We start from the raw sequence: 23,111 nt of genomic DNA, 5'->3' as shown, positions 1-23,111 counted from the left end.
TTTTTACGGTATGAAAAGTCTTATATATGCGTCTATTTAATAGGTTTCATGCTCATGGCTACTGTGTTTTTCCTTGATGTTAATATAAATTTCACTTGGGGAACCTTTTTATATGCCTTTGCTTTATGCACGATTGTATTGATTGGATTTTTAGTATTTCGCTATCAACAAAATGTACGAGCAATCCACAATATTGATCATGAGGCATTTGACAGATTATCTCTAGAAGCTGAGCAGATGCAACAATTAATGGATGAGATGAGAAAAGAGCATATACGAGAAATGAATGCTGTTCAAGAGAAACAAAAAGAACATTATGATTTTATTGTTTCTTGGTTTCATGAAATCAAAACGCCAATTGCTGTCCTCCATTTAATCCAACAAACGGATATAGATGCGAATAGTTTAAGGGAAGAAATCGAGAAAATTGAAAATTATGTTGATCAAGCTCTTTATTATGCTAAATTAGATAGTTTTAATCAAGATTATAGTATAGGGAGTTGCGATATGATTGGCATTGTGAAAGATACGGTGAGAGACCATTCCAAAACTTTTATTTCTAAAAAAGTTCGAATCCTCTTGCCCTCTGAATCGATGAGCGTACAAAGTGATTCTAAATGGTTGAAATTTATAGTAAATCAACTTTTAACCAATAGCTTGAAGTATACGGACAACAGTGGAGAAATTTTGATTGGTACCAATGAAACCCCACAAGAAAAACAACTCATCATCCGAGATAATGGGATCGGAATTACACCACAAGAGCTACCAAGAATATTTAACCGAGGATTTACAGGTGAAACGGGGCGAACATACTCTAAATCAACAGGGATGGGCCTATATTTAGCACAACAATTATCCAATAAACTTGGTCACTATATTACTTGTACATCTGAAGTTAGTTCCTACACAGAATATATTATCCATTTTCCAAAAGATGATGATCCTTTTTTGTTTATGAATAAGGAAAAGCAATGACTAATAATATCAGTCATTGCTTTATTTTTATCACTTTTGTTGATTAACAATCTTATAGTAAAGATTGGTTGACGACACGTAAAACAAGAAATAGATAACAAAATAAATAATTAGTATTGCCCACATGATAGAAGTGAGCTGTGGGAAGTCTCTCACTTCCTCGAATATAGAGTAATTCATAATAAACAAGCTATGCAGCATTCCCAGTATAAGTGGAGGCAAGAAGACAAAAAGCAGTTTCTTACGGATGACTTTTTTCATTTCAGTGTTACTAACACCAATTTTACGCAGGATAGCATATTGTTTTTGTTCGTCTGTTGCTTCACGTAATTGTTTGAAATATATAATGCTTCCTAAAGCAAATACAGCGATGACGGCAAGAAAAGCTGCTGTAAACAGTAATAATGCTGAAGATTCAGCTTGAATAGCATAGCCGTCCGCAAAAGCTGAATAATAGATATCAGGTGATTGCGAAACAATCGCTTGTATTTGTGCTGATAAAGCTGACGCATCTTTAGCATTTTCAATTTGGTATAGTTCATACATTTGGGTATTCTGACTATTTTGTATAGTGGCATACGCTTCATCCGAGATAATGAATATAGCAAGATGAAGAAAAACATTGGTGTTACTCAAATTACTGGCAGGGCCAAGTAGTGCATAGTCTTTTCTTTCTATAAGGTGAAAAGTAGACTCATCTCCTACTTTTACTGTGAATTCTGATTGATCATCCTGTGTGAACTGTTTGGGTGTATCTATTTTTGAAAGAACAATAGCCTCTTGGCCATGCAGGTTAACTTCCTGGTCATCACCGCGTAAGGCAACTATATCGTTAAATTGGGTCTCTGAAAATAAAAGGATATCTTCTGTGAGATAATCCGATTGTTCAAAGGCAACATCTCTGTTTGTAACGGGATTTACTAAGATCCCTTCAATCGTTTCATGAGTGATAACTGGGTGGTTTGATTCATGAATCAATGTTTCAATTTGATGCTGAATATGTTCATCCTGAGATTCGAAAGCAATATCATTTGGGAAATTTTTAGTACTCCCATCGAGTTGAACAGCGTAATCAAATTCCTTTTTACGTTGGTTCATAAAAAATGTATTAGCGTAGAGTATGAAAAAAATAATAAATAAAAACACCACAATGGATGCTGCTATAAGCCCTACCTGAAAATTTTCTTCATTTTCTAATGCAGCTAAAACATCCTCATTAAAGATTAAAGATGAAAAAGTATATTGAATAACTACTCCAATAATCATCGAAATAAGATAGATGGAGTAAATTCTAAAATTCCGTCTGACATTGCGCCACGATAAATCCAATAATTTCATCTGCGATTTCCCCCTAGAGTGCTCTGAAAGGTGAGGATGCGATCAAAAAATTCCTTTTGGGTTTGTTCTCCTTTGAACAGCTCATTTACAATCTTACCGTCTCGTAGAAAAATGACACGTTGGCAGTAACTTGCAGCATAGGGGTCATGTGTAATCATCATTATCGTTGTTTTAAATGTTTGATTAAGTGATTCAATTTGTTCCAGTAGCTGTGTTGCAGAGCGAGAGTCAAGTGCACCTGTAGGTTCATCAGCAAAGACAATCGCTGGGTTAGTAATAATAGCACGTGCCGAAGCAGTACGCTGTTTCTGCCTGCCAGATATTTCAGATGGATAATGATTTAAGATCGATTCAATGTTTAGCGGTTGAATGATATTGGATAGTCGTTTCTCCATTTCCTCAACATGTGTCTTTTGTAATGAGAGTGGCAAAAGAATATTTTCCTTTACTGTCAACGTATCTAGTAGGTTATAGTCTTGAAAAATAAACCCCATCCGCTTTTGACGAAATTCACGTAATGATTTCTTTTTTACTTCCAATAGCGAGGTCCCTTCAATCCAAATGTTCCCGCCATTAAATGTGTCAATCGTGGATAATGTATTCATTAATGTTGTTTTTCCTGATCCAGATGGACCCATAATTGCGGTAAACTCACCTTCTTCAACAGCTAAATCTATATTTTTTAAGACCTGAGTCTTTCCGTATGATTTAGATAAGTTTTTCGTTTGAATAATTGTATTCATTTGCTTAGTCCCCTTTCAATGTCAATACTATACCTCTGAATAGGATTACCAACCATCGATGTAATATAATGCAACATGACAAATCTGTCACAAATAAAAAATTGCATAGTAGAACTCTCGGTTGGAAGATTAGAATTACTAAAATAATCGTTATCTTATTAAAATATGTTATAACCATCATGAGAGGACTGTGGATATGATTTTATTTTTACAACCATGATTTATATTATTATCTTTTATTGGTCACGACTGACTTTTTGGAGTTAATATAAATAACGAAGGGGGGTTATTGAAGTAACAGGTGCTTATCTTGAATAAAGGAGAGCACCATTTCGCTATAGGGGCAGTTTAGTTGATGAAGCTTACTGAAAATATTATTCCATTACTTTACTGTATGAGAATAATCAAATTAAGTATGCCTTGATTTCTTAATGCACATTATGCTAACATAAAAACAAATGAAAAACTTGTTTTTATGTTTTTATAAGAGAAGGTTTAGGACTATGGCTAAATTCACACAATTAGAAAAAGAAAGGATTAAAAAAGAATTATTTGAAGTGGCATATCGTTTTTTCGTTGAAAAGGGTTTTAAGAGTACTTCCCTTGAGGATATAACTTCGTCTGTTGGCATTGCGAAGAGTACTTTTTATGTATTTTTCCAATCAAAAGAAATGCTATATATGGAGTTGTTATCACATGAGGGAGAGCAAATTGAAAATCAGGTTTGGCCAAAGGTTTTAGCTGCTGAGGATATACGTTCAGCTATAAAAATATACTTAGATGAGATGGCTTTGGAGCTAGAAAATAAGATTTTAACTCAAAGGCTGATTTACGATCTCGAGGAGTACAAGCTTGTATCAAGAAAGCTAAATCCAGAGTATGTTGGATCAGAGAATCTTAGAAGTATCACCCCTCTTATGGACTTTATCAGGTCACGTCAAGATTCTAAGGAGATTATCGACGAAGAACCAAGCGTAATTGCTGGCGTTTTAAGAGCAGCTTTATTAATAGGCTCACAAAAGGGAGATTTACTGGAATACAATTATGAAATGATTAGGGAGTTATTATTCGAAGCTGTTGCTGATCGAATTACTCGGTCTTATTTGGTCTAGGTAAGTATTAATCAGATGAAAGTACTAAAAAAGGTGATAATTCATGACAGAAAAAATAATTCGTTTTAATGATGTTCATATCTGTACTGAGAGTTTTGGAGATATTAATAATCCAACTATCTTGTTAATTATGGGAGCTACTACATCAATGATTTGGTGGGAGGAAGAGTTTTGTAAGAGATTAAGCGATCAAGGGTTTCATGTTATACGCTATGACAATAGGGATGTAGGTAAATCAATTACTTACGAGTATGGCCATCCAGAGTATACTTTTGAGGACTTGGCTGATGATGCAATTCAGGTACTAGATGCGTATAAGGTTGATAAGGCTCATATAGTCGGTATGTCTATGGGAGGGATTATTACGCAGATAGTAGCTCTTAAACACCCAAGCAGGGTGCTTACTATTTCATTGGTTATGACATCAAATTTTGACCCTAGCCTTCCTAAAAAGGATAGTAAAGTAACAGAAGCTTTAGGTGAGCTTAAAATCAAAAATTGGCAAAACAAAGATGAAGTGATAGAGTGCTTTATTAAAAAAAGCAAAGTTCTTATAGGCTCTAAACATATATTTGATGAAGAAAAAATAAGAAGACTGAATGAAGAAGAATTTGATAGGGCTAGTAATTTACAGAGTAGGGATAATCACGGAATTATAAGGGGATGGGGTTCATATTTATCAAGAACTGCTGAAATAAACGCTCCTACATTGGTAATTCACGGAATAGAAGACCCTATTATTCCATACGAGCATGGAGTTCATCTCTCTAAGATTATACCAAATGCTGTATTAGTTACCTTAGATGGTTCTGGACATGAGCTTAACTATAATGATTGGGATGAAATTATTAATTCTATATCAAAGCATGCAGCAAATTTATTACCGAAATTTTTAAAAATTAGATAGGAGTGATTTGAATGGGTAAAGAAATGAAACAAGTTATGGAAATAGCTAAAAAACATAATCTAATTTTAAAGGAAGAAACAATACAGTTTAATGAATCCGGACTGGATTTTCAAGTTGTATTTGCCCAAGATGAAAGTGGTACGGAGTGGGTTCTTAGATTGCCTAGGCGGGAAGATGTTATGCCTAGAACAAAGGTAGAAAAACAAGCATTAGATTTGGTTAATAAGTATGGAAAATCTTTTCAGGCGCCAAATTGGATTATTTACTCAGATGAGCTAATAGCTTACAAGAAGCTAGATGGCGTACCAGCAGGAACTATAGATCATAATATAGGGAACTATGTTTGGGAAATAGATATTAACAATGTTCCAGAATCTTTTCACAAGTCTCTTGGAAGAGTGTTAGCAGAGATTCATAGCATACCGAGTGATAAAGCCGTGGAACTTGACTTAGTAGTACACACACCAGAAGAAGCAAGAATGTCAATGAAGCAGCGTATGGATGCGGTAAGAGCAAAGTTTGGTGTAGGTGAGAATCTATGGAACAGATGGCAAACATGGGTGAATGATGACGATATGTGGCCTAAGAAAACTGGTCTGATTCATGGAGATATACATGCCGGACATACCATGATTGATAAAGATGCTAATGTGACCGGATTAATCGACTGGACTGAAGCTAAAGTTACAGACATTTCGAATGACTTTATTTTCAACTTTAAAGCTTTTGGTGAAGAAGGGTTAGATGCCCTAATTCTTGCTTATAAAGAAGCTGGTGGGTATTACTGGCCTAAGATGAAAGAGCATATTATTGAACTTGACGCAGCATACCCAGTTTCAATTGCTGAGTTTGCATTAGTGTCAGGCATCGAGGAATATGAACATATGGCAAAGGAAGCATTGGGAGTGATAAGTTCGTAGGTGGTTGATGCCTTCGTTGACACGTTCCCACATAATTCGGTTTCCACATAAGTAAAAATCGCTTGTATAGCAGTAAGAGAGATTGTGAAGGATTACTCTTTAACTAAAGGGTGCATTAGTTCAATTAGATGTTAGAATTAATCATTATCTAATCTTAGGCGGAAGAAATGATTAATCGCTTTATAAAAATCCTATAGCATTTGGTGAAGAGAGAACCTGTTTTAAATTAGCCTTTTTTAAAACAGGTTCTTTGTGTTTAAATTAAAAAGTGAGTTCTCTTTGAATAAATATTATTTTAAACCCGAATTTGATTGACTTTTAAACAGAAATCGTCCAAACTAAAAACAAGAATAAACGTTCGGTTTAAAGGTTTGGAGGAGGGGATAAAATGTATAATGCAAAATATCGATTCGTCTGGAAGGCGATAAAATACAATAGAAAACAAGGTGGAGAAATTGTAAGTACACCTTCATTTATTATTGGTCTAGAGGATAGAGAAACAAAAGAAGTTTTCCCTCATCCCATAAGCCATTTTTTGTATAAGAAATACCATAGAAACTCGGGTTCAGTAAATACTGAATTAACTGTGGCGCAAATTATTGTTCCCTTCTTGAACTTTGTATTAGATAAAGTGAATCAAGAAGCGTTAAATTATACTGCAATCAAAGGATTGGTTGACTTACAAGAGTGTCATGCTAATGCTTATTTACAATATTGTGTAGATGAAAAATCAAATAAGAATAGCACTTTAGAAATGAAAGAGAACTTTTTATCCAAGTTTTATAAGTACTTATGGGATGAAAAAGTATTAAAGCATAAGCCCAGATTCAAGTTAGTTTCAGTAAGAACAGGAAAAGAAATCAGAAAAGTCTATAAAATAGACTTTACCTACAAGAAGACAGATGAAACTCTTTTACGTGAGAAGATTAAAAGAAAAGATTTAGTTCCTCAAAATCATGAATCTAACGAGAACAGAATCTTTATTCGTTTGCAATATATTCGAGAGATACTTTACGTAGCAAAGCATGAAGTACCTGATATAGCATTTGGAGTGGCTTTACAAATTTTTGGAGGGTTACGTAAAGGTGAAGTCGTAAACCTGACTAGAACAGCTTTAAAGTCGCAAAATGGGCAAGATTATGGTGTTGAAGGATTAGTGATACTTGTCAGGGATCGTCAACTTGATTTATTTAATAGGTTTGAGGATGTTTCAACAATGCAGGTGAAAAATCCAAGAGACCAATCATGTCTTATTGATCCAATTTTAAATTATCTATATAAAAATCATATGGAAGTGGTACTTAAAAAGGTGAAAGGACCTAAACAGCCTAATGCATTGTTTTATAATACGGAAGGAAATTCAATGTCTGCCGACACGTATGATAAGCGCTTTTTAAAATTAAAGAATGCTTATTTAGGGATGTTATTAGGTACAGAAGGTAGATATCAGGATTATTTAGACTTCTCTCAAACAAAGTGGCGCTCTCATATAGGGAGAGGAGTATTTACAAACATGTGTTTAGATGCTGGATTTAATGAAAAACAGACGGCCGTATTACGAGGTGATAGATCTACTCAATCAATGGAGTCATATTTTGATATTATAACTGCCACTTATAATATTCGAAAGGCTTTAGGCTTACTCTCTCCAGATCAATCTAGTAATATAGCAAACTTAAATATGCCAATAAATAATAAAATGTGGAAGGAGGTTCAAGAATTTGGGTCAGGACTTAGAAATTAACTTTAACGATTACATGACAATCTACGAGATAGCCGAAGAGAAGTTTAATAAGAAGCCCAATAATTACTATTTTATTTACAAATTAGAAGAATCCATATCAAAATTACCAGCTGAATGTAAGATTTCAAAGGTCGAATTCAGAGAAAAATATTACGTTGAAAAATATGATAAAAATATTAAAAACTTATATTTGAAAGAAGATGTAAAACGTTTTTTTAGAAATTATGTACCAAAGGCATCTCTCAAGGCAAAACTAAAAAAAGTTGTTAGCGACGCTACAATTCACAAATATTATAAAAAACTAAACCCAACTGAAATTATACTTGGTGGAAATTTAGATGTTTTTGTTTCAATAGAAATAGCACAAGAACTAACTGAGATAATAAACACAGTGGCAGGCAAGGGACAATGGGGGTGGAGAACTCATACTTTCGAAAAATATAAAAATCAACACAACTATTTGTCACTTGATGAGGTTATGAAAAAATTAAATTGTTCTTATGCGACTACTCAAAGGTTAATTAAAGAAAAGTTGTTATTCGTGTCAGATAAATATGGAGACAGAATGCTTTTTGAAAAAGAGCACGTATTCGAATTGTTTTCTGAACAAGCAAGGCTTATTGAAAAATATAGCAACAATTATTACACAGCGAAGCAAATTCAAGCGAAATATAGTAATGCTTTTGCGCAATATATAAAAGGCGGAGAAGATAAGGTTCGAATAAAGGTAACAAAAGTTGATCCCCCACTGCTATTAATCTCACACTTTGGTGTTCAAATGAAACTCTATGAAAAAAACGAAATTGATAATCTATGGGCGGATTATAAGCTTTATTTGGATATGAATTCTATGTCGATAGAAGATCCTTTTGAAGATTTTCTTTTCAAAGTTGAGCAAGTGTTAAATATTAAATTTACAAAAACTCAGCAAAACACAAAATTATTATGGTATCAGTATGTTGAAAAATACCTTCTTAGGACTAGGATGTCTGATAAGAATAGAATTACATTTCTAACTAATCAATTTGCCAGATGTACGGAAATAATATTCACTACTTTTAATAAAGAAATATACTCCTATTCTGGAAAAGAAATCAATAGTAAATTTCTTAACGATACACCTAATATTAGAAGAAGTTATCAAGGGGATTTCTATTATTTCTTAAAACAAATGCTTGAAACTTTTACTATGGAAGGATTACCTTTACCGTATAGCGTAGATGAATTAAATGACCCAAGAACCTTTAAAAGAATTAAGGAAGTAGCCACGGATATTTATTCTTTAGAGGAATATCATGAGCTATACAAATATACCAATCGTGTAGGATTTCATAAAGAGAAAGCAATACAAGATGTTACTGAGTTAATCCAAAGCATGAATTATACAAAGTATAAACGATACGACAGTTGCTGGTTATATATTCTAGTTCAATTAACAAATAATTGGAGACATAGTACCGTACTATCACAAATTCCAAGAATTGATCTATCAACTACCTCAATTGAAAACTTGGAGTGGTTAAAGAGAAATGATCCTTCGGTGGAGGATGCAAACAATATCATTTATCAAATTAGCAGGTATGTAACAAAAATAAATAAAACAGATGTAAGTGCTGAAGGAATATTTACTATTGGTGAGCCACTCAAAGTTGCTTTTGCAACTGCGATAAGTATTTGTGAGTTTCGTAGAAGAGCAACATTGGATAGTAGTTCTACCTTAATAGATTTATCAGGTCATTTAGTGAAAAAATATAATCCACATAAAGATTTCTTTTCAGAGTTTACTAATGGATTTAAATTTGAAAACAGAAAGATGAATAGAACTCTTAACACTCTAATCTGGTCAGTGCTTAGACATATGGGGAAAGGGTTAAAAGAATCACAAGTATCAAGAAGCCACTTGCAAGATCAAACAACCATTAACCATTATATTAAGCTATCTAACGAACAAGTGAAGAATCTTGTGGATGAATTGTTTGAAAGAAATCAATTTGGATTTGTAACACAAACCTTAACGAATATACTTTTTGGCACTGAAACAAACAAAAGTATCGAAACGGAAAGAATGTTAGAGGTAAATAAGCAATTCGGTGATGTTTTTAAAATTGAAGCGACCGCAGGATTAATTAACAGAATCACAACAGAAAGGGAGCATGTATTAAAATACCTCGCAGAGTTTGATATGGAAGGACTTCGTGCCCTTTTTTACCAATCCCTAACAGGATCGCTTCCTTCAAAACAGAGATACCATCAATGTATCTATGCTGAATGTAAATATGAGAATGAATACGGTGAAAGACCATCGTGTGATACTTGTGCAGCATCAATGATTAATGTGTATGCGCTAGAAAATATAATGGACAATTATATCTTTATGATGGAAAAAATAGCAAAAGAGTTTGATAGTGCAACCATCGGAGAAAAACAGAAGCTTGCAAACCAGTTTTTTCTACTGCATAACGTTGTTGATCAAGCAAGAAGTAGATTTGGCAGAGAGGTTGTAGATGGATTTGTAGAAGGAAATACCGAGCGAATAAAGAACTTAGGTCTAGATTTATCAACAAAAGGACTAAAGAGTTTTAGAACTTCAGGAATACTAGGGGGGTGACGTGTGTGGCAAGCAAAAGGAATGTAGGATCATTAATGCTTGATTTCAGCAGTATTAATCCAGGGGATATAAGAGGTGCTGGGTTTGATATTAGCAAGAATGTAGAAGAGGCAAAGAAGTCTTTAGAAAGCTTTCATGATTATAGAGTTAAAAAAGTTAGTGTAAATTTTGAAGATAGTAAATGGATTTTTAATGAAGAGTTCACGCGAAGTAACGTGGTTTTTGATTACACGATGATTTCCCACTCTTTAAAATTTGGTACAACTGAAAATAAAGAGGAATTATTTATCGCAGTGAAATGTTGGATGGCCAAAAAACTTAATGAAAGCTCTATAACGGTTACAAAGGCTAGGCTTTTAAACCTTGTTACTGCTTTTCTATCTACAAAGGGTCTTAGGGAACATAGTGAATTATTGGAAATGATTCAGGAAAGCAATCTTATCCGTAGAGGTTCAAAAAATCAATATAACGTCAAAAAAGTGTCTAACAATGTTATGTATAGATTTATATCGGATCTTGTCAATTTTTTAGAATTTTATAATCGAGATGAATTTGTATATTTCATAAATGATTTAAACGAACATAAAGCGAAAATCAAATTGGAAAAAAACTACAGAAAGTTGCCGTCTTTCAAAGATATTTTAACCATAAAACAATGTCTAGACAGTTGGTACGAAGAAGCGGTAAAAAACGATAGTGAAAAATTACTTAAATATTTTCCTCTTGTTTTATGGTGGAATCTAACAACTATTATCCCTATGAGGGTAATTGAGTTTTGTCACATTAAAAGAAATTGTTTTTCATTAAAGGATGGAAATTATTTCATCACCTTTCCAAGAATGAAGTACGATCGAATTAGTACACATCGAACAGACATTGAATACGACACGTTACCTATCCCTCAAGAATTGTACGACCTTTTTCAAAACTATTTAATACGCTCGGAACAGTATGGACTATCGAATTATTTAATTTCACATAAGGTTTATCGTCATTATTTCAGCGATGATAAAAAAACATATGATGATAATTCTTTGTTTAACTATCATAATTTCAATAATACAATAGCAAGTTTTTTCAAAGAAATAGTACACGAGAAATATAAAATCAATATTATTTCTATAAATAAGCATTACCGGAGAAATTACTCAACAAGATCAAAAGAGGCATTTATATCTGATTCAGCAATCGGTAGTATAGATACAATGATTAACCTTGGCGATTTAAGACACATCGCAATTATTAATATGATGATGCAGGGATATGACAAGGTTGAGATTCAGCGATTGGCAGGACATATTACAGAGGATATACAATATAGCTATTTCAATCATATGGAAAACTGGATGGACATTGAAATACAGAAAATGGAGAAGGAATTCAATCAGTATAGACCAATAAATTCAACTTTTAATGACAATGAAATTTCACTTTTACATCCAAAATCCCAAGATATTTTTGAGAATCAAAGCAAAAAAAATTACATAAACAAGAATGTGGAGGAAAAGGAATATTTAAAATTAGATTTAGGCTCTTGTATGGACAAAACTATGCCCTGTCCTAGTTTCAATTGGAAACATAGAGGTTGTTATTTTTGTAAACATTGGTCTATTTCCAATCAAGAACTAGAAGAAAAAAGAAATCAAATTGCTTTTGACTTGAATTTACTTTATGAAGAAACAAGAGGGAAAATCAAGTTTATACAGTCGCTATTTGATCTGCAATTCGATAACACAGAAAACGTCAATAATAATACAAAACGAGACTTATCTTCAACGTCAAAGGAAATTCAATTAGATATTAAACGGATTGCAAAATTACGGTCTATGTTAGGGGTTTCAGATAATGAATAAAATCGGTACTAAAGGCATTTTGGATGATATAGAAAAAGAGACTTCATTGAGGAAACTGATTGTTGAATATGATGAAAACCATAATATCAAATCTAAAATCACATATAAAGACATCTATGATTTCGTTAAATCGCAGTATGATAATGGCCAAGTTGATTTTTATCCTGGATATACGTGGTGGAAAACAAAAGGAAAACATTTAGTAGACGAATACAATTTAGTAAAAAAAAGAACCATACCCTTATCCGAAACAGAGGACTTAGACGTTTTTGACATCCTTGATGTGATAGAAAAGAATTATGGAGATAAAGAATCGTTAATTAAATATCTCCTTCCTTATAATGATTTGTTAGATAGGCTTGTCAATAAAATTAATAAGCTTCAAAGTAATTCCCGAAGCCTATCAGAACAGATTGTAAAAAAGGATGAACGAATTCAAATATTAGAACAAAAAAACAGCAATCAACAGTCTTTATTGGACGGGCTATTCTACAATATTATAGGATCTGAAAAAGAATTAAATAAAGTAATGAAAAGGGGTAGTACGAAATCAGATATAGTGAATTATGCATTGTCTGAAACTTTCGGAAATCCTGCTGCATACATTGACGAGTTCAGCAAACGTTTAGAGATAGGTAATTTTACTATAGACGATCAGACAAATAATGTCGTTAAGTTCCAACCCAAAAGTGATGTTTTGGAGGAAGATGATTATGATTATTAAAAACCATAAGTCTTGTTCGACTTTATGAAAAAGTCGAACAAGACTTATACCAATGAAAACGTGTAGAAAAGGAGATTGACCTAAAATTGGGATACGTATTAATTCTTGCTGAAAAACCATCGCAGGCACGAGCTTATGCAGAAGCATTTAAAATTAAACACAAAGAGAAAACGTTTATAGAGTTAGCGCCCTGTTCAACATTTCAACTCAAATGGTTAATGGATTAGCAATTATTGAATATTTGATAAAATAAAGAGTGTATTGGCTTTGTAGTTAAGTACATTCTTTATTTTTATGATTTAAATAAGTTCCTTGATTTTCCCATATTAAAGGAGGCGTGCCATTTGATTTTGACTTTAACTAAAAAGGAGTTAGCTAACTTAATCTTCGGTGCACTGTTAGAACAAGATGAGATATTAAAAAAAGAACTAATAAGTAAAAACGATAAAAATGAACTGCAAAGAGTTTTCCACACAACACGCAGCTTTGCTTTAGAGTACGGTTATCCTGAATATGAGGTCGAACGTGTAATTGTGAAATTTATAAAAGTACGTGGTCTGAATTTTTTTGAGCAAATTAGTGTGATCCAGAATGGCTACAATAGGTTTATAGGTCCTTATCATATCGGCCCAGGAATAAGTAAATATTTATTAGAGAATGAGTTTAAAATGTATATATCACCAAAAGAATTTGCATATAAGTATAATTTCCCTGTTGGTGATGTTGTGGATTTCCTTCGAAACAGCTCATTTGAACTGTGTCTTTATTATGGTCAATATATTCACTCTGAAGATAAAATGTTAAATCCAGATAGGCAAGAATGGTTATTGAAAGAGTCCGAAGCTTGGAAATCAGTGAAGCAACTATCGGAAGAGTACGGTACAAGCATAAAAAAAGTTATTTATGTATTAGCCACCGAAAAGAGAAGACTAATAGGAACCTATGAGGATGCTGGTACAGGAGAAAATTCTTATGTCGTATTCCAATCTATGTTGAAAATGCTTAATAACTTTTTTATTCATAACGACGTACCAAAATATTACAAGAAAAGTCCCTTAGATTCAAGTGTCGGCTTTGGTAATACACCAAACAGCAAAATGGGAAAGTCATTAACAAAAAACTGGCCCCGTTTCTTAAGTTAGAAATTTCCATCCAAAACAAGAAAGTGATTTTCCCATATTGAGCGCATTAAGTTATTTGATGCCATTAATACAAAAGAAAAGGGATAGGTACGTCTTCCATGTTTAAATGTATTAGCGATAGTCAGTAATATAGTGATAAATGATAATTACTTAGTAGAATCAAAGCCGCCTGATTCAGTCAAAAATGCACAAATTTTAATGATGCTGACGAAATCGATTGGATTGCGATTGGAGATTTGAAATATTTAAAGGGTGCTCCTGGTACAAAGATTTTAGTAAGTGATATTTTAAATTGTTTCAAGTAAAATAGTAGTAAGGGAGATTGTCGACAAAAGGCATCAAGAAGTTCTAACCTTGATGCCTTTTGTCATTTTTTATAGTAAATAATTGGATTTCATTCCCAAGTCGACCATTCTCTATGAGCATATCTACTCTCCTTAAGCAGCTTGCCATGTCCAAGTAGCAAGCTTTTTCAAGTTCATGGCAGCAAAAGTAAGCATCGCCTGCATGGACAATTTTTTAAGACCCCTTAAGTTTGTCCATCGCATACCATGCTTTTCTTTTGCATCTGCAAAGACACGTTCAATCGTTTCTTTGCGCTTTGCATAAATTTGTTTAATATCATATGAATGGCGTAAATGTTCAGCTTCTTCCATATATGTTTCCCATATATGACGTTGAATAAGTTTTTGATGATTCTTGCTTTCTGTACATTGTGATAGCCAGGGGCAATTAGCACAAATCGTTGGATTCGATTTATATTGGCGATACCCTTCCTTTGTGGTTGTCGTATATTTCAATACCTGCCCTTGTGGGCAAAGATAACAATTATAGTACTCATCGTACACATATTCATGCTTTCGAAAGAAACCATCTTTTGTTTTAGGACGTGTATAAGGGAGAACAGGTAACATTTGATTCTCTAATAAAAAGTTAGTGATGGCAGGTGTTTTATAAGCAGCATCCGCAGCAATCGCTAATGGCTTTTTCACTTTTTCAATGATTTTTTCAACAAGTGGCTGCAATACATAGCTGTCGTGCACATTTCCTGGAGTCACAATCGTACCTAATACAAAACCTTTTTCATCTGTCGCTGCATGAAATGAATACGCAAACTGCTTAGTCCGTTCATCCTTAACATAATAACCACTCTCAGGGTCTGTCGTACTTTCCTTGATTTCTTTCCATTCGTCTTTTTCAAATTTCTCTGGAGGGAAGGGCTTTTTTCCGTGTTCCTCACGATCAATATTTAATTCCAGTTGAAGTTTCTCTTCATAAGCACGTGTTTCTTTTCGAACGACTTTTTTATCATACTTTCGCTTATTAGCGCTTGCCTTTACATGCGTGGAATCAATAAATACATGGTCCGCGTGCAGGAGACCCTTCTTCAGAATTTCTTTTAGAATACGATAGAAAATTTGTTCAAACACGTCTGTGTCTTGAAACCGTCGCGCATAATTTTTACCGAAGGTAGAAAAGTGTGGAACTTCTGTATGGAAGCCAAATCCTAAAAACCAACGATAGGCCATGTTCGTTTCAATTTCTTTAATAGTTTGACGCATTGAGCGAATACCGAAAACATATTGAATAAAGGTCATTTTAAAGAGAACAACAGGGTCAATACTTGGACGCCCTAAAGATGAATAGAGGTTTTCCACTAATGGATAGATAAACGAAAAATCAATCGCTGCCTCTAGTTTTCGGACTAAATGGTCTTGTGGCACCAATTGGTCAATTGTCAATATTTCTAATTGTTCACGTTCATTGATTTGATTTTTCGACATCATTTTCCATCACCTCAAATAGATTATTTTATTTATAGTTGATTGATAGCAATTCATATCAAGTTGATTGGAGCGAAGGGCGGGCGACTCCTGCGGGAACGCACAGTACGTAAGACGCAACAGACCGCGCGTTAGCGAGGGTTGCGGCTTACGATGTGCCCGCGGAAAGCGCCCGAACGTAGCGGAAATCAACGGGAGTAGACATCTATTTTTATTTTAAAATGAAAAAAGACTGTAGGCAAACTCGAAATTTTTCGAGTTTGTCTACAGTCTGACTCAACTAATTTGATTAGTTGAGTTTTATGTTTTTATATAAAAGCTACTAAAATATTTAAAGAAGATGTGATGATTAATGGGGAAAATTGCTATTTTGGCAGAGAAACCATCTCAAGCAAGAGCTTATGCAGACGCATTTAAAATTAAACAAAAAGAGAAATCGTTTATTGAATTAGAGCCCTGTTCAACATTTCCTGAGGGAGCAATTATTACTTGGGCTGTAGGCCATCTTGTAGAATTGAAGGAACCTAAAGAATATAAAAAGGAATGGGAAAAATGGTCCCTAGAATCGCTGCCAATTATCTTAGATAAATATGAAGACAAAGTAGTAAGTAAAATGTATACGCAGTTTAATGCAGTCAAAAAAATCTTTAGTGATCCGCAAGTAACAATAATTTATAACTGCTGCGATAGTGAACGTGAAGGTTCAAATATATTCTACTCTCTTTTAAAAATGACAAAAGTAAAAAAGCCTGTAAAACGTTTATGGATTAACTCTTTAGAGGTGGATGAAATTCGGAAAGGTTTTCAAAATATGCACAGTAACGAGCGCGATTTGCTGATGTATCAAGAAGCAAAAACACGCCAAATTAGCGACTGGCTAGTGGGCATGAACTGTAGTCGTTTATATACATTACTGCTTCAGCAGAAGGGCTTTAAGGGCAGTATTTCTATTGGGCGTGTGCAATCACCAACCGTGTATTTGATTTATAAAAGACAACAAGAAATCGAGAATTTTAAGCCTGAAAAGTTTTATGAAATTGAAGGGTTATTTAAAGCCCAAAATGGTCTGTATAAAGGTAAGGCGAAAATCAAATCCAATGTTAGAGAAGAAGTAGAGCAGTTATTGAGGCAACACGCTATTCAGCCACTGGATACGGGTCAAATTACGAGTGTAACAAATAAGACAAAGCGTATCCAACCACCTAAATTGCATGCATTATCAACTTTGCAGGCAACAGCAAATAGACGCTGGAAATATAGTCCGGCTCATGTGTTAAAGTTGACACAGTCGCTGTACGAAAAAAAGCTAGTATCTTACCCACGTACCGATTCACAGCTGATAACGCCAAACGAATACAATTATTTACATGATGCGTTGCAAAAATATCAACAGCTCATTGGTCAGTCTTTTACGCCTGTTGTAAGAGGTCAACATAAACGTTATGTTGACAGTTCTAATGTAGGCGAGCACTATGCCATTATTCCGACGAAAAAGGTACCAACCGAAAAAGCGTTACAATCCATGACTGCGGATGAACGAAATATTTATTTTGAAATATTACATACAACGCTTGCGATGTTTCATGCTGATTATGAGTATGATGAAAAAACGATTTTAACGAATGTGAAAAATGTAGAATTTAAATCCGTCGGGAAAACAGAGCTTGTAAAAGGCTGGCGGGAGCTTTTCGCCAGCGATAAAGAGCCTCCACATCGTGAGGAAGTTCTACCTGTCGTATCCAAAGGGGAAATCGTCCAAAGTAAGATCGCCATTATGGAAGGGACTACAACGCCACCAAAGCCTTATACAGAAGGGCAACTAATTACAATGATGAAAACATGCGGTAAATCGGTTGAAGATGAGACTGAAATCGAAGTTTTAAATTCTGTAGAAGGTATTGGCACAGAGGCAACACGTAGTGGCATTATTGAAACGATTAAAAAGCATGGGTTTATTGAGGTGAAGAAAAATATTGTCAGTATCACACCTAAAGGAGAACTGTTATGCAGAGCAATTGAAGGCACCTTGCTTTCCAGTCCTTCGATGACAGCGAAATGGGAGATTTATTTAAAAAAAATAGGACGGGGCGAAGGGTCTGCCAAACATTTTATCGACAATATTGGCAAATTCATTCATCAGTTAATTGCAGAAGTACCAAACAAAATTAACACAATCACAATTGATGCGGAGCAATTGGCAACGAATACTAAAGCAAAAGATATTGTGACATGCCCAACATGCAAAGTAGGCAAAATCAGCTTGCGCAAGAAATTTTATGGTTGCTCGGAATATAAAAATGGCTGTAAACAAACATTTCCAGAAAGATTATTAGGGAGAAAGCTCACGGAGAAGAATATTAGAGATTTATGTACGAGCGGGAAAACAGCCGAAATGAAAGGTTTCAAAGCAAAAAGTGGCAAGCAATTTAGCGCTGCCCTGCAATTTGTGGAAGGGAAAATTGAATTTGCATTTAATACAAAAAAATAACGTTCATAAAGTTTATTTGGAATGTGCTGCTTAAGGTACAAATGGAGTGAAATGGTGCCATCTTTATAGAAGGGGTGAAGTATGTGGATGAGCAGGAGCTAGTAGTGAAGGAATACTTATTACAGGAAATCGAGGCAGGGAATTACTCGCAAGATGGGAAAATGCCAAGTGAACATACCCTAATCGAAATGTTTGGTGTACCACGTATCAAAGTACGAAATGCCTATGATTTACTAGAGAAAATGGGTTTAATTTATTCGCAGAAAGGGATTGGACGCTTTTTGCGGGAAAAACAAAAACCACTTGAGGTTGTAATGTCTGGCGATATAAGCTTTAGTGAAAAAATGCTCAAATTTACATCAAACTATCAATCAGTTGTGACGAAAATGGAACAGGTACCTAAAGAACATCTAATTTTTAGCAAGCCGTATGTTCAACATAGCGACCTTTATCTTATCGAAAGATTGCGCTTTATTGATGAGGAACCAGCTGCAATCCATCGCTCGTATGTTGTCGTTGAAAATATGCCTGCCATTAAGCAAGTGAATAATGCGTTATCCTCTATCTATACATTTTATCAACAGCATGGGGTGAAACAATTTCGTAGCTCCTTCTCACATTTAGCTGTCAAATTTCCAAATGAACTGGATCGGACATTGCTCGCGTGTGAAATACTGGTGCCTCTCGTCAAGGTGGAATCAGATAGTTGGGATGACGAGCGTAATGTTTTACTAGAATACACAGAAATTGTATATCGAACGGATCGCTTCTTTTTTCAAATATAGATTAGATTGACTTCAAACCATTCGTGTTTGAAGTCTTTTTTTTTTATGCTGTAAAACAACCAGAAGATGATTTGCTACGTGACCCCGCCATTTTAATCAAATGACGTTAATTTTTGTAAAACTTAATTTACATGAACTTCACGAAACCTTTTCACTACTGAACATGGCGCCAAGTTAAGGTATTGGTGAAGGGAGTTGGTCAAGTGAAACGAGCTGAACGGACTAAATTATTAATTGAGGTTGGACGTGAAGAAGCATTACAGATGGCAAATGAAGTTTGTCACCACTATGAGGTAATTGAAATCCAAGCACCGAGAGAGGGGCTTGTCATGATTAAAATGCGAGAATCTGCACAGCAATCCCTTTTTTATATAGGCGAGACGTTAGTAACAGAAACGAAGGTCAAAATTGGAGAAGCATTTGGTCTTGGCTTAGTTCGCGAATATGAGCCAGAGCTTTCCAAGGCACTGGCCATTATAGATGCAGCTTATAATGGGCAACTACCTGTAGTAGCAACGTGGCAGAGCGTGTTAATGACACTGTCACAACGTCTTGATACAAAGCAACAAGAAGTAAAACGATCAATAGAACGGACAAAAGTTCAGTTCGACACGATGTCAATTTAAGGAGGTAGAAAAAATGGAAACGGTGCACTTTACGCAACGAACATTTCGTACATTAATGGATTGTTTTGCTCGACCAGGCAGTAAAGGGACGTTACAAACTTTGCATTCCATTGAAGGGCTATATCCTGAAACATTATCTGTTTTAATGACATTGTTTGATGGAGAAATCAGCTTTCAAGCAGTGGATGATTCGAAACGACTTCACCAAGAGCTACGTCAATGGACAGGGGCAAAAGTGGAAGATTACCATGAAGCGGATTTTATCGTTGTGCCTGCAAATGCCAACAAAGAACAATTATTAAAAGTGTTAGAAGTAGTGAAAATAGGAAATTTAATTGATCCACAGCAATCCGCTACAATCGTCATGGAATTGCCACAGCAGTCAAAAGAGGTTGTTTATCAATTAACAGGGCCTGGTATTTTGCATAAAGAACTAGTGGAACTGGGATTATCTCCTGATATTTTGGTGTTGCGTGCAATGCGAAATCGAGAGTTTCCACTAGGAGTCGATGTGATTTTAATAGATGAAAATGGTGAAGTGCTTGCTTTACCACGCACAACGAAGTTGGAAGAGGTGAAAAGCTAATGGCTTATGTAGCAGTTCGTGGTGGCGCCGAGGCAATTGAAGCATCTTTAGAGCATTTGCAGTATGAGCGCGTGAAGCGAGGCGCCCATATTTCAGTGCAGACATTACAGTCCACAATGCGAGGTTTTTTAGATCAAGTCATGTCGGAAAGTAGTTTATATAGTGAACGTTTAGCCTCTTTAGCGATGAAACAAAGCGAGGGCAATGCAGAGGAGGCTGTATTTTTATTACGTGCTCACCGCTCTACATTACCACGCTTGTATTATTCAACTGTAACGAATGCGAGAGACATGTTTGTCCTACGTCGCATATCGGCTAGTTTCAAAGATATTCCGGGAGGTCAAATTTTAGGGGCTTCACACGATTATTTACATCGCTTATTGGACTTTGATTTGCTTGAGGAAACCGTAGCAGATGTCGAGTTAAAGAAGGCGACATTTGAACAAATAGATAAACCTGAAGAAAGTAATTTGGCATTAGAGCAGCTTCCAAAAGTAATGGATTATTTACGCGATGAAGGTCTATTAAGAAAGTTCGCTTTAAATAATCAAGAACCTAAAGATGTGACGAAGCAAGCCATAACGTTTCCAACAAATCGTTCTCAACGTTTGCAAACATTAACAAGGGGACAAACAGGGACGATTACATCTCTTGGTTATGCAGGTCTTCGCGGATACGGTGCATCCCATCCAAATGTTGGGGAGGTACGGGTCGGTTGGCAACCAATCTATGTTGCATTAGATGACGACGATATAGACCCTTACTATATTGGCGCCATTAAACTAACGGAAGTAGAGTCGTTTATTCCTGTCGATGTAGCTGAAGAGGGACAACAAGTGTTGGAATTCGATGTTGGTTATGGTGCATGTTTTGGACAAAACGAAACAAAAGCCATTGCGATGTCTATCGTAGATCATGCACTAGAAGTTGGAGGCGATTCTCCTATTCATGATGAAGAATTTGTATTACTTCACGTGGATATAATTGAATCTACAGGATTTATCTCACACTTGAAAATGCCGCATTATGTCACATTCCAAGCGAAGTTAGAACAAATGCGCAGTATAAAAAAGGAGGGGCACCGATGAGCGCAGTACCATTTGCTTTGTTAGACGAACAGTCAAAGCGTGAAATCCGACGAGCAATTTTGAAAGGAATAGCTATTCCTGGCTATCAAGTGCCATTCGCCTCGCGTGAGTTGCCAATAGCCCGCGGTTGGGGAACGGGGGGCTTGCAAGTAACACTGGCATTAATTGGTGAAAACGATGTACTGAAAGTTATTGACCAAGGTTCGGATGATTCCGTTAATGCGGTTAATATAAAAAAGCTTGTGACCAAAACAACGGGTGTTCAAACAACGACTCGTACGCAAGATGCCACGCTTGTACAATCACGCCATCGTATTCCTGAAGTGCCATTGCGTGCAGATCAAGTGTTAGTGCTACAAGTACCAGAGCCAGAGCCGCTGCGGGACATTGAACGGAGTGAATTTAAAACAAAACGTTATCATGCAGAAAAAGAATATAGCGGTGCTTATTTAATGTTGTTTGAACAAATTATGCGCTATAACCAGACTTCTCAAGGGGCGGATTATCCAGTATTAGTAAATGGACGCTACGTTATGAATCCTAGTCCAATTCCGCGGTTTGATAACCCAAAAATACATCAAAGTGAGGCGCTTATACTTTTTGGGGCGGGCCGTGAGAAAAAAATTTACGCAGTCCCACCTTATACAAATGTGGAGTCGCTGGCATTTGAAGACTATCCGTTTGTTGTCGAGCAATTTGAAGGAAAGATGTGCCGGGAAACAGGTCTGTCAGATGTTTTTCTCGATGAGCTGACGGATGAAGTTACGGGTGAAACTTACTATGTTTGTAATGATACAAGTTATCTGCAAGAAATATTACAACAAAAGGTGGCAGCAAAATGATGCAAGAACAACCGGTATTATCGATTCGACAGTTATCCAAACAGTACGGTGATGGTTGTACGCATTGTCAGCACGAAGACATGAAACTAGAAAAAAATTTTTGCCCTGTCTGTAAAACTGTCTATGCATGTCGAAATGTATCGTTAGATTTATATCGAGGAGAAATATTAGGAATTGTCGGAGAGAGTGGCAGTGGTAAATCGACATTGATGAAAAGTCTTTACTTTGATGAGATGGTGACGTCAGGAGAAGGCTATTTAGTAGATTATGAAAATGGGCACAACAATATTTTTACTGAATCGAGCCAAAAGAAGCGTCATATACGAAATACGATTTTAGGGATGGTTTACCAAAATCCGATGCTTGGACTGAAAATGGATTTTTCATCCATGAGTAATATTGCAGAAAAGCAAATTGCAGCAGGTAATCGTCATGTTCGTCAGATGGAAGAGCGAAGCCTATCACTTCTACAACATGTTAAAATTCCTGTCCATCGAAGTAAAGAAGCTCCGAAAAATTTTTCAGGTGGCATGCAGCAACGGGTTCAAATTGCTAAGGCCATGTCCAATAACCCGCCTATTCTATTACTAGATGAAGTAACGACAGGATTAGACTTGTCTGTACAAGCAGATGTTTTAGATTTAATTAAATCGATACAACGGGAGTTAAATATTTCAATGATTGTTGTATCACATGATTTGGCCGTTATTCGTATGCTTGCTGACCGTACAATTGTCATGCTAAATGGGGAAATTATTGAACATGGGTTAACAGATCAAGTGTTGGAGGATCCACAGCACGAATATACACAACAATTAGTTTACTCATTACTGTAAGGAGGTA

At 35.4% G+C, this 23,111-nt stretch carries 20 protein-coding genes; 17 read left to right on the top strand and 3 right to left on the bottom strand.

What is annotated here, in order from left to right:
• Positions 1–48: 48 nt before the first annotated feature.
• On the top strand, positions 49–978 hold the full coding sequence (locus MHH88_RS12445) for a sensor histidine kinase (protein WP_339258429.1): 930 nt from the start codon (positions 49–51) through the stop codon (positions 976–978).
• Between the two features lie 30 nt (positions 979–1,008).
• Here the strand turns inward: MHH88_RS12445 and MHH88_RS12440 are convergent, their stop codons facing one another.
• Both MHH88_RS12440 and MHH88_RS12435 read right to left on the bottom strand, forming a co-directional pair.
• A complete protein-coding gene (locus tag MHH88_RS12440; RefSeq protein ID WP_025785295.1) occupies positions 1,009–2,316 on the bottom strand; it encodes an FtsX-like permease family protein in 1,308 nt (435 codons plus the stop codon).
• Positions 2,313–3,059, bottom strand: a complete 747-nt coding sequence (locus tag MHH88_RS12435; RefSeq protein WP_025785296.1) for an ABC transporter ATP-binding protein — start codon at positions 3,057–3,059, stop codon at positions 2,313–2,315. Before MHH88_RS12435 ends, MHH88_RS12440 begins: the two co-directional genes overlap by 4 nt.
• A 503-nt stretch (positions 3,060–3,562) precedes the next feature.
• On the opposite strand from MHH88_RS12435, the gene MHH88_RS12430 reads away from it, so the two are divergent.
• The 9 genes from MHH88_RS12430 to MHH88_RS12390 all read left to right on the top strand — a co-directional run bounded on the left by MHH88_RS12430 (position 3,563) and on the right by MHH88_RS12390 (position 14,069).
• A complete protein-coding gene (locus MHH88_RS12430) occupies positions 3,563–4,171 on the top strand; it encodes a TetR/AcrR family transcriptional regulator (RefSeq protein WP_025785297.1) in 609 nt (202 codons plus the stop codon).
• Between the two features lie 43 nt (positions 4,172–4,214).
• Positions 4,215–5,078, top strand: a complete 864-nt coding sequence (locus MHH88_RS12425) for an alpha/beta hydrolase (RefSeq protein ID WP_025785298.1) — start codon at positions 4,215–4,217, stop codon at positions 5,076–5,078.
• Positions 5,079–5,089: 11 nt separating this feature from the next.
• The gene (locus MHH88_RS12420) at positions 5,090–5,998 is read left to right on the top strand and encodes an Mph(B) family macrolide 2'-phosphotransferase (protein WP_025785299.1); all 909 of its coding nucleotides are present in this window, start codon (positions 5,090–5,092) and stop codon (positions 5,996–5,998) included.
• Positions 5,999–6,386: 388 nt separating this feature from the next.
• On the top strand, positions 6,387–7,742 hold the full coding sequence (locus MHH88_RS12415; protein ID WP_025785300.1) for a hypothetical protein: 1,356 nt from the start codon (positions 6,387–6,389) through the stop codon (positions 7,740–7,742).
• Positions 7,720–10,350 carry a helix-turn-helix domain-containing protein gene (locus MHH88_RS12410; RefSeq protein ID WP_025785301.1) on the top strand — a complete coding sequence of 877 codons (2,631 nt, stop codon included), beginning with the start codon at positions 7,720–7,722 and terminating at the stop codon, positions 10,348–10,350. The genes MHH88_RS12415 and MHH88_RS12410 overlap by 23 nt, the downstream gene beginning before the upstream one ends.
• A 5-nt stretch (positions 10,351–10,355) precedes the next feature.
• Positions 10,356–12,203, top strand: a complete 1,848-nt coding sequence (locus MHH88_RS12405; protein WP_025785302.1) for a site-specific integrase — start codon at positions 10,356–10,358, stop codon at positions 12,201–12,203.
• Entirely contained in the window at positions 12,196–12,927 is a 732-nt protein-coding gene (locus MHH88_RS12400; protein WP_025785303.1) for a hypothetical protein, read from the top strand. Before MHH88_RS12405 ends, MHH88_RS12400 begins: the two co-directional genes overlap by 8 nt.
• Before the next feature lie 86 nt (positions 12,928–13,013).
• Positions 13,014–13,154, top strand: coding sequence for a hypothetical protein (locus tag MHH88_RS12395; protein WP_339258425.1), 141 nt, complete (start codon positions 13,014–13,016; stop codon positions 13,152–13,154).
• 117 nt (positions 13,155–13,271) lie between these two features.
• The gene (locus MHH88_RS12390; protein ID WP_339258424.1) at positions 13,272–14,069 is read left to right on the top strand and encodes a hypothetical protein; all 798 of its coding nucleotides are present in this window, start codon (positions 13,272–13,274) and stop codon (positions 14,067–14,069) included.
• A gap of 437 nt (positions 14,070–14,506) precedes the next feature.
• Here the strand turns inward: MHH88_RS12390 and MHH88_RS12385 are convergent, their stop codons facing one another.
• Positions 14,507–15,856: an IS1182 family transposase gene (locus tag MHH88_RS12385; RefSeq protein ID WP_339258423.1), complete on the bottom strand. Its 1,350-nt coding sequence runs from the start codon at positions 15,854–15,856 to the stop codon at positions 14,507–14,509.
• 349 nt (positions 15,857–16,205) lie between these two features.
• Between MHH88_RS12385 and topB the strand changes: the two genes are divergently transcribed.
• The 7 genes from topB (at position 16,206) to MHH88_RS12350 (ending at position 23,104) form a co-directional block, all read left to right on the top strand.
• Positions 16,206–18,341 carry a DNA topoisomerase III gene (gene topB / locus MHH88_RS12380; RefSeq protein WP_339258421.1) on the top strand — a complete coding sequence of 712 codons (2,136 nt, stop codon included), beginning with the start codon at positions 16,206–16,208 and terminating at the stop codon, positions 18,339–18,341.
• A gap of 74 nt (positions 18,342–18,415) precedes the next feature.
• The gene (locus tag MHH88_RS12375) at positions 18,416–19,126 is read left to right on the top strand and encodes a GntR family transcriptional regulator (protein WP_339258419.1); all 711 of its coding nucleotides are present in this window, start codon (positions 18,416–18,418) and stop codon (positions 19,124–19,126) included.
• Between the two features lie 203 nt (positions 19,127–19,329).
• Positions 19,330–19,752, top strand: a complete 423-nt coding sequence (gene phnG, locus MHH88_RS12370) for a phosphonate C-P lyase system protein PhnG (RefSeq protein WP_069513244.1) — start codon at positions 19,330–19,332, stop codon at positions 19,750–19,752.
• Positions 19,753–19,765: 13 nt separating this feature from the next.
• Positions 19,766–20,338: a phosphonate C-P lyase system protein PhnH gene (gene phnH / locus MHH88_RS12365; RefSeq protein ID WP_339258417.1), complete on the top strand. Its 573-nt coding sequence runs from the start codon at positions 19,766–19,768 to the stop codon at positions 20,336–20,338.
• Positions 20,338–21,426 carry a carbon-phosphorus lyase complex subunit PhnI gene (locus MHH88_RS12360; RefSeq protein WP_339258415.1) on the top strand — a complete coding sequence of 363 codons (1,089 nt, stop codon included), beginning with the start codon at positions 20,338–20,340 and terminating at the stop codon, positions 21,424–21,426. Before phnH ends, MHH88_RS12360 begins: the two co-directional genes overlap by 1 nt.
• The gene (locus MHH88_RS12355; protein ID WP_339258413.1) at positions 21,423–22,268 is read left to right on the top strand and encodes an alpha-D-ribose 1-methylphosphonate 5-phosphate C-P-lyase PhnJ; all 846 of its coding nucleotides are present in this window, start codon (positions 21,423–21,425) and stop codon (positions 22,266–22,268) included. The genes MHH88_RS12360 and MHH88_RS12355 overlap by 4 nt, the downstream gene beginning before the upstream one ends.
• Entirely contained in the window at positions 22,265–23,104 is an 840-nt protein-coding gene (locus MHH88_RS12350) for an ATP-binding cassette domain-containing protein (protein WP_339258411.1), read from the top strand. Before MHH88_RS12355 ends, MHH88_RS12350 begins: the two co-directional genes overlap by 4 nt.
• Positions 23,105–23,111: the final 7 nt, after the last annotated feature.

Origin of the sequence: Lysinibacillus sp. FSL K6-3209, assembly GCF_037976175.1 — a bacterium.
Taxonomy (GTDB): Bacteria; Bacillota; Bacilli; order Bacillales_A; family Planococcaceae; genus Lysinibacillus; species Lysinibacillus sphaericus_D.
Note: the sequence above shows the minus strand (reverse complement) of the source record. Positions and strands in the feature narration are given on the sequence as shown.

What these genes read in the sequence shown, in the direction of transcription:
- MHH88_RS12445 (WP_339258429.1), top strand. Translation starts at nt 49, where the DNA reads ATGCTCATGGCTACTGTGTTTTTCCTTGATGTTAATATAAATTTCACT.
- MHH88_RS12440 (WP_025785295.1), bottom strand. Translation starts at nt 2,316, where the DNA reads ATGAAATTATTGGATTTATCGTGGCGCAATGTCAGACGGAATTTTAGA.
- MHH88_RS12435 (WP_025785296.1), bottom strand. Translation starts at nt 3,059, where the DNA reads ATGAATACAATTATTCAAACGAAAAACTTATCTAAATCATACGGAAAG.
- MHH88_RS12430 (WP_025785297.1), top strand. Translation starts at nt 3,563, where the DNA reads ATGGCTAAATTCACACAATTAGAAAAAGAAAGGATTAAAAAAGAATTA.
- MHH88_RS12425 (WP_025785298.1), top strand. Translation starts at nt 4,215, where the DNA reads ATGACAGAAAAAATAATTCGTTTTAATGATGTTCATATCTGTACTGAG.
- MHH88_RS12420 (WP_025785299.1), top strand. Translation starts at nt 5,090, where the DNA reads ATGGGTAAAGAAATGAAACAAGTTATGGAAATAGCTAAAAAACATAAT.
- MHH88_RS12415 (WP_025785300.1), top strand. Translation starts at nt 6,387, where the DNA reads ATGTATAATGCAAAATATCGATTCGTCTGGAAGGCGATAAAATACAAT.
- MHH88_RS12400 (WP_025785303.1), top strand. Translation starts at nt 12,196, where the DNA reads ATGAATAAAATCGGTACTAAAGGCATTTTGGATGATATAGAAAAAGAG.
- MHH88_RS12385 (WP_339258423.1), bottom strand. Translation starts at nt 15,856, where the DNA reads ATGATGTCGAAAAATCAAATCAATGAACGTGAACAATTAGAAATATTG.
- topB (WP_339258421.1), top strand. Translation starts at nt 16,206, where the DNA reads ATGGGGAAAATTGCTATTTTGGCAGAGAAACCATCTCAAGCAAGAGCT.
- phnH (WP_339258417.1), top strand. Translation starts at nt 19,766, where the DNA reads ATGGAAACGGTGCACTTTACGCAACGAACATTTCGTACATTAATGGAT.
- MHH88_RS12360 (WP_339258415.1), top strand. Translation starts at nt 20,338, where the DNA reads ATGGCTTATGTAGCAGTTCGTGGTGGCGCCGAGGCAATTGAAGCATCT.
- MHH88_RS12355 (WP_339258413.1), top strand. Translation starts at nt 21,423, where the DNA reads ATGAGCGCAGTACCATTTGCTTTGTTAGACGAACAGTCAAAGCGTGAA.
- MHH88_RS12350 (WP_339258411.1), top strand. Translation starts at nt 22,265, where the DNA reads ATGATGCAAGAACAACCGGTATTATCGATTCGACAGTTATCCAAACAG.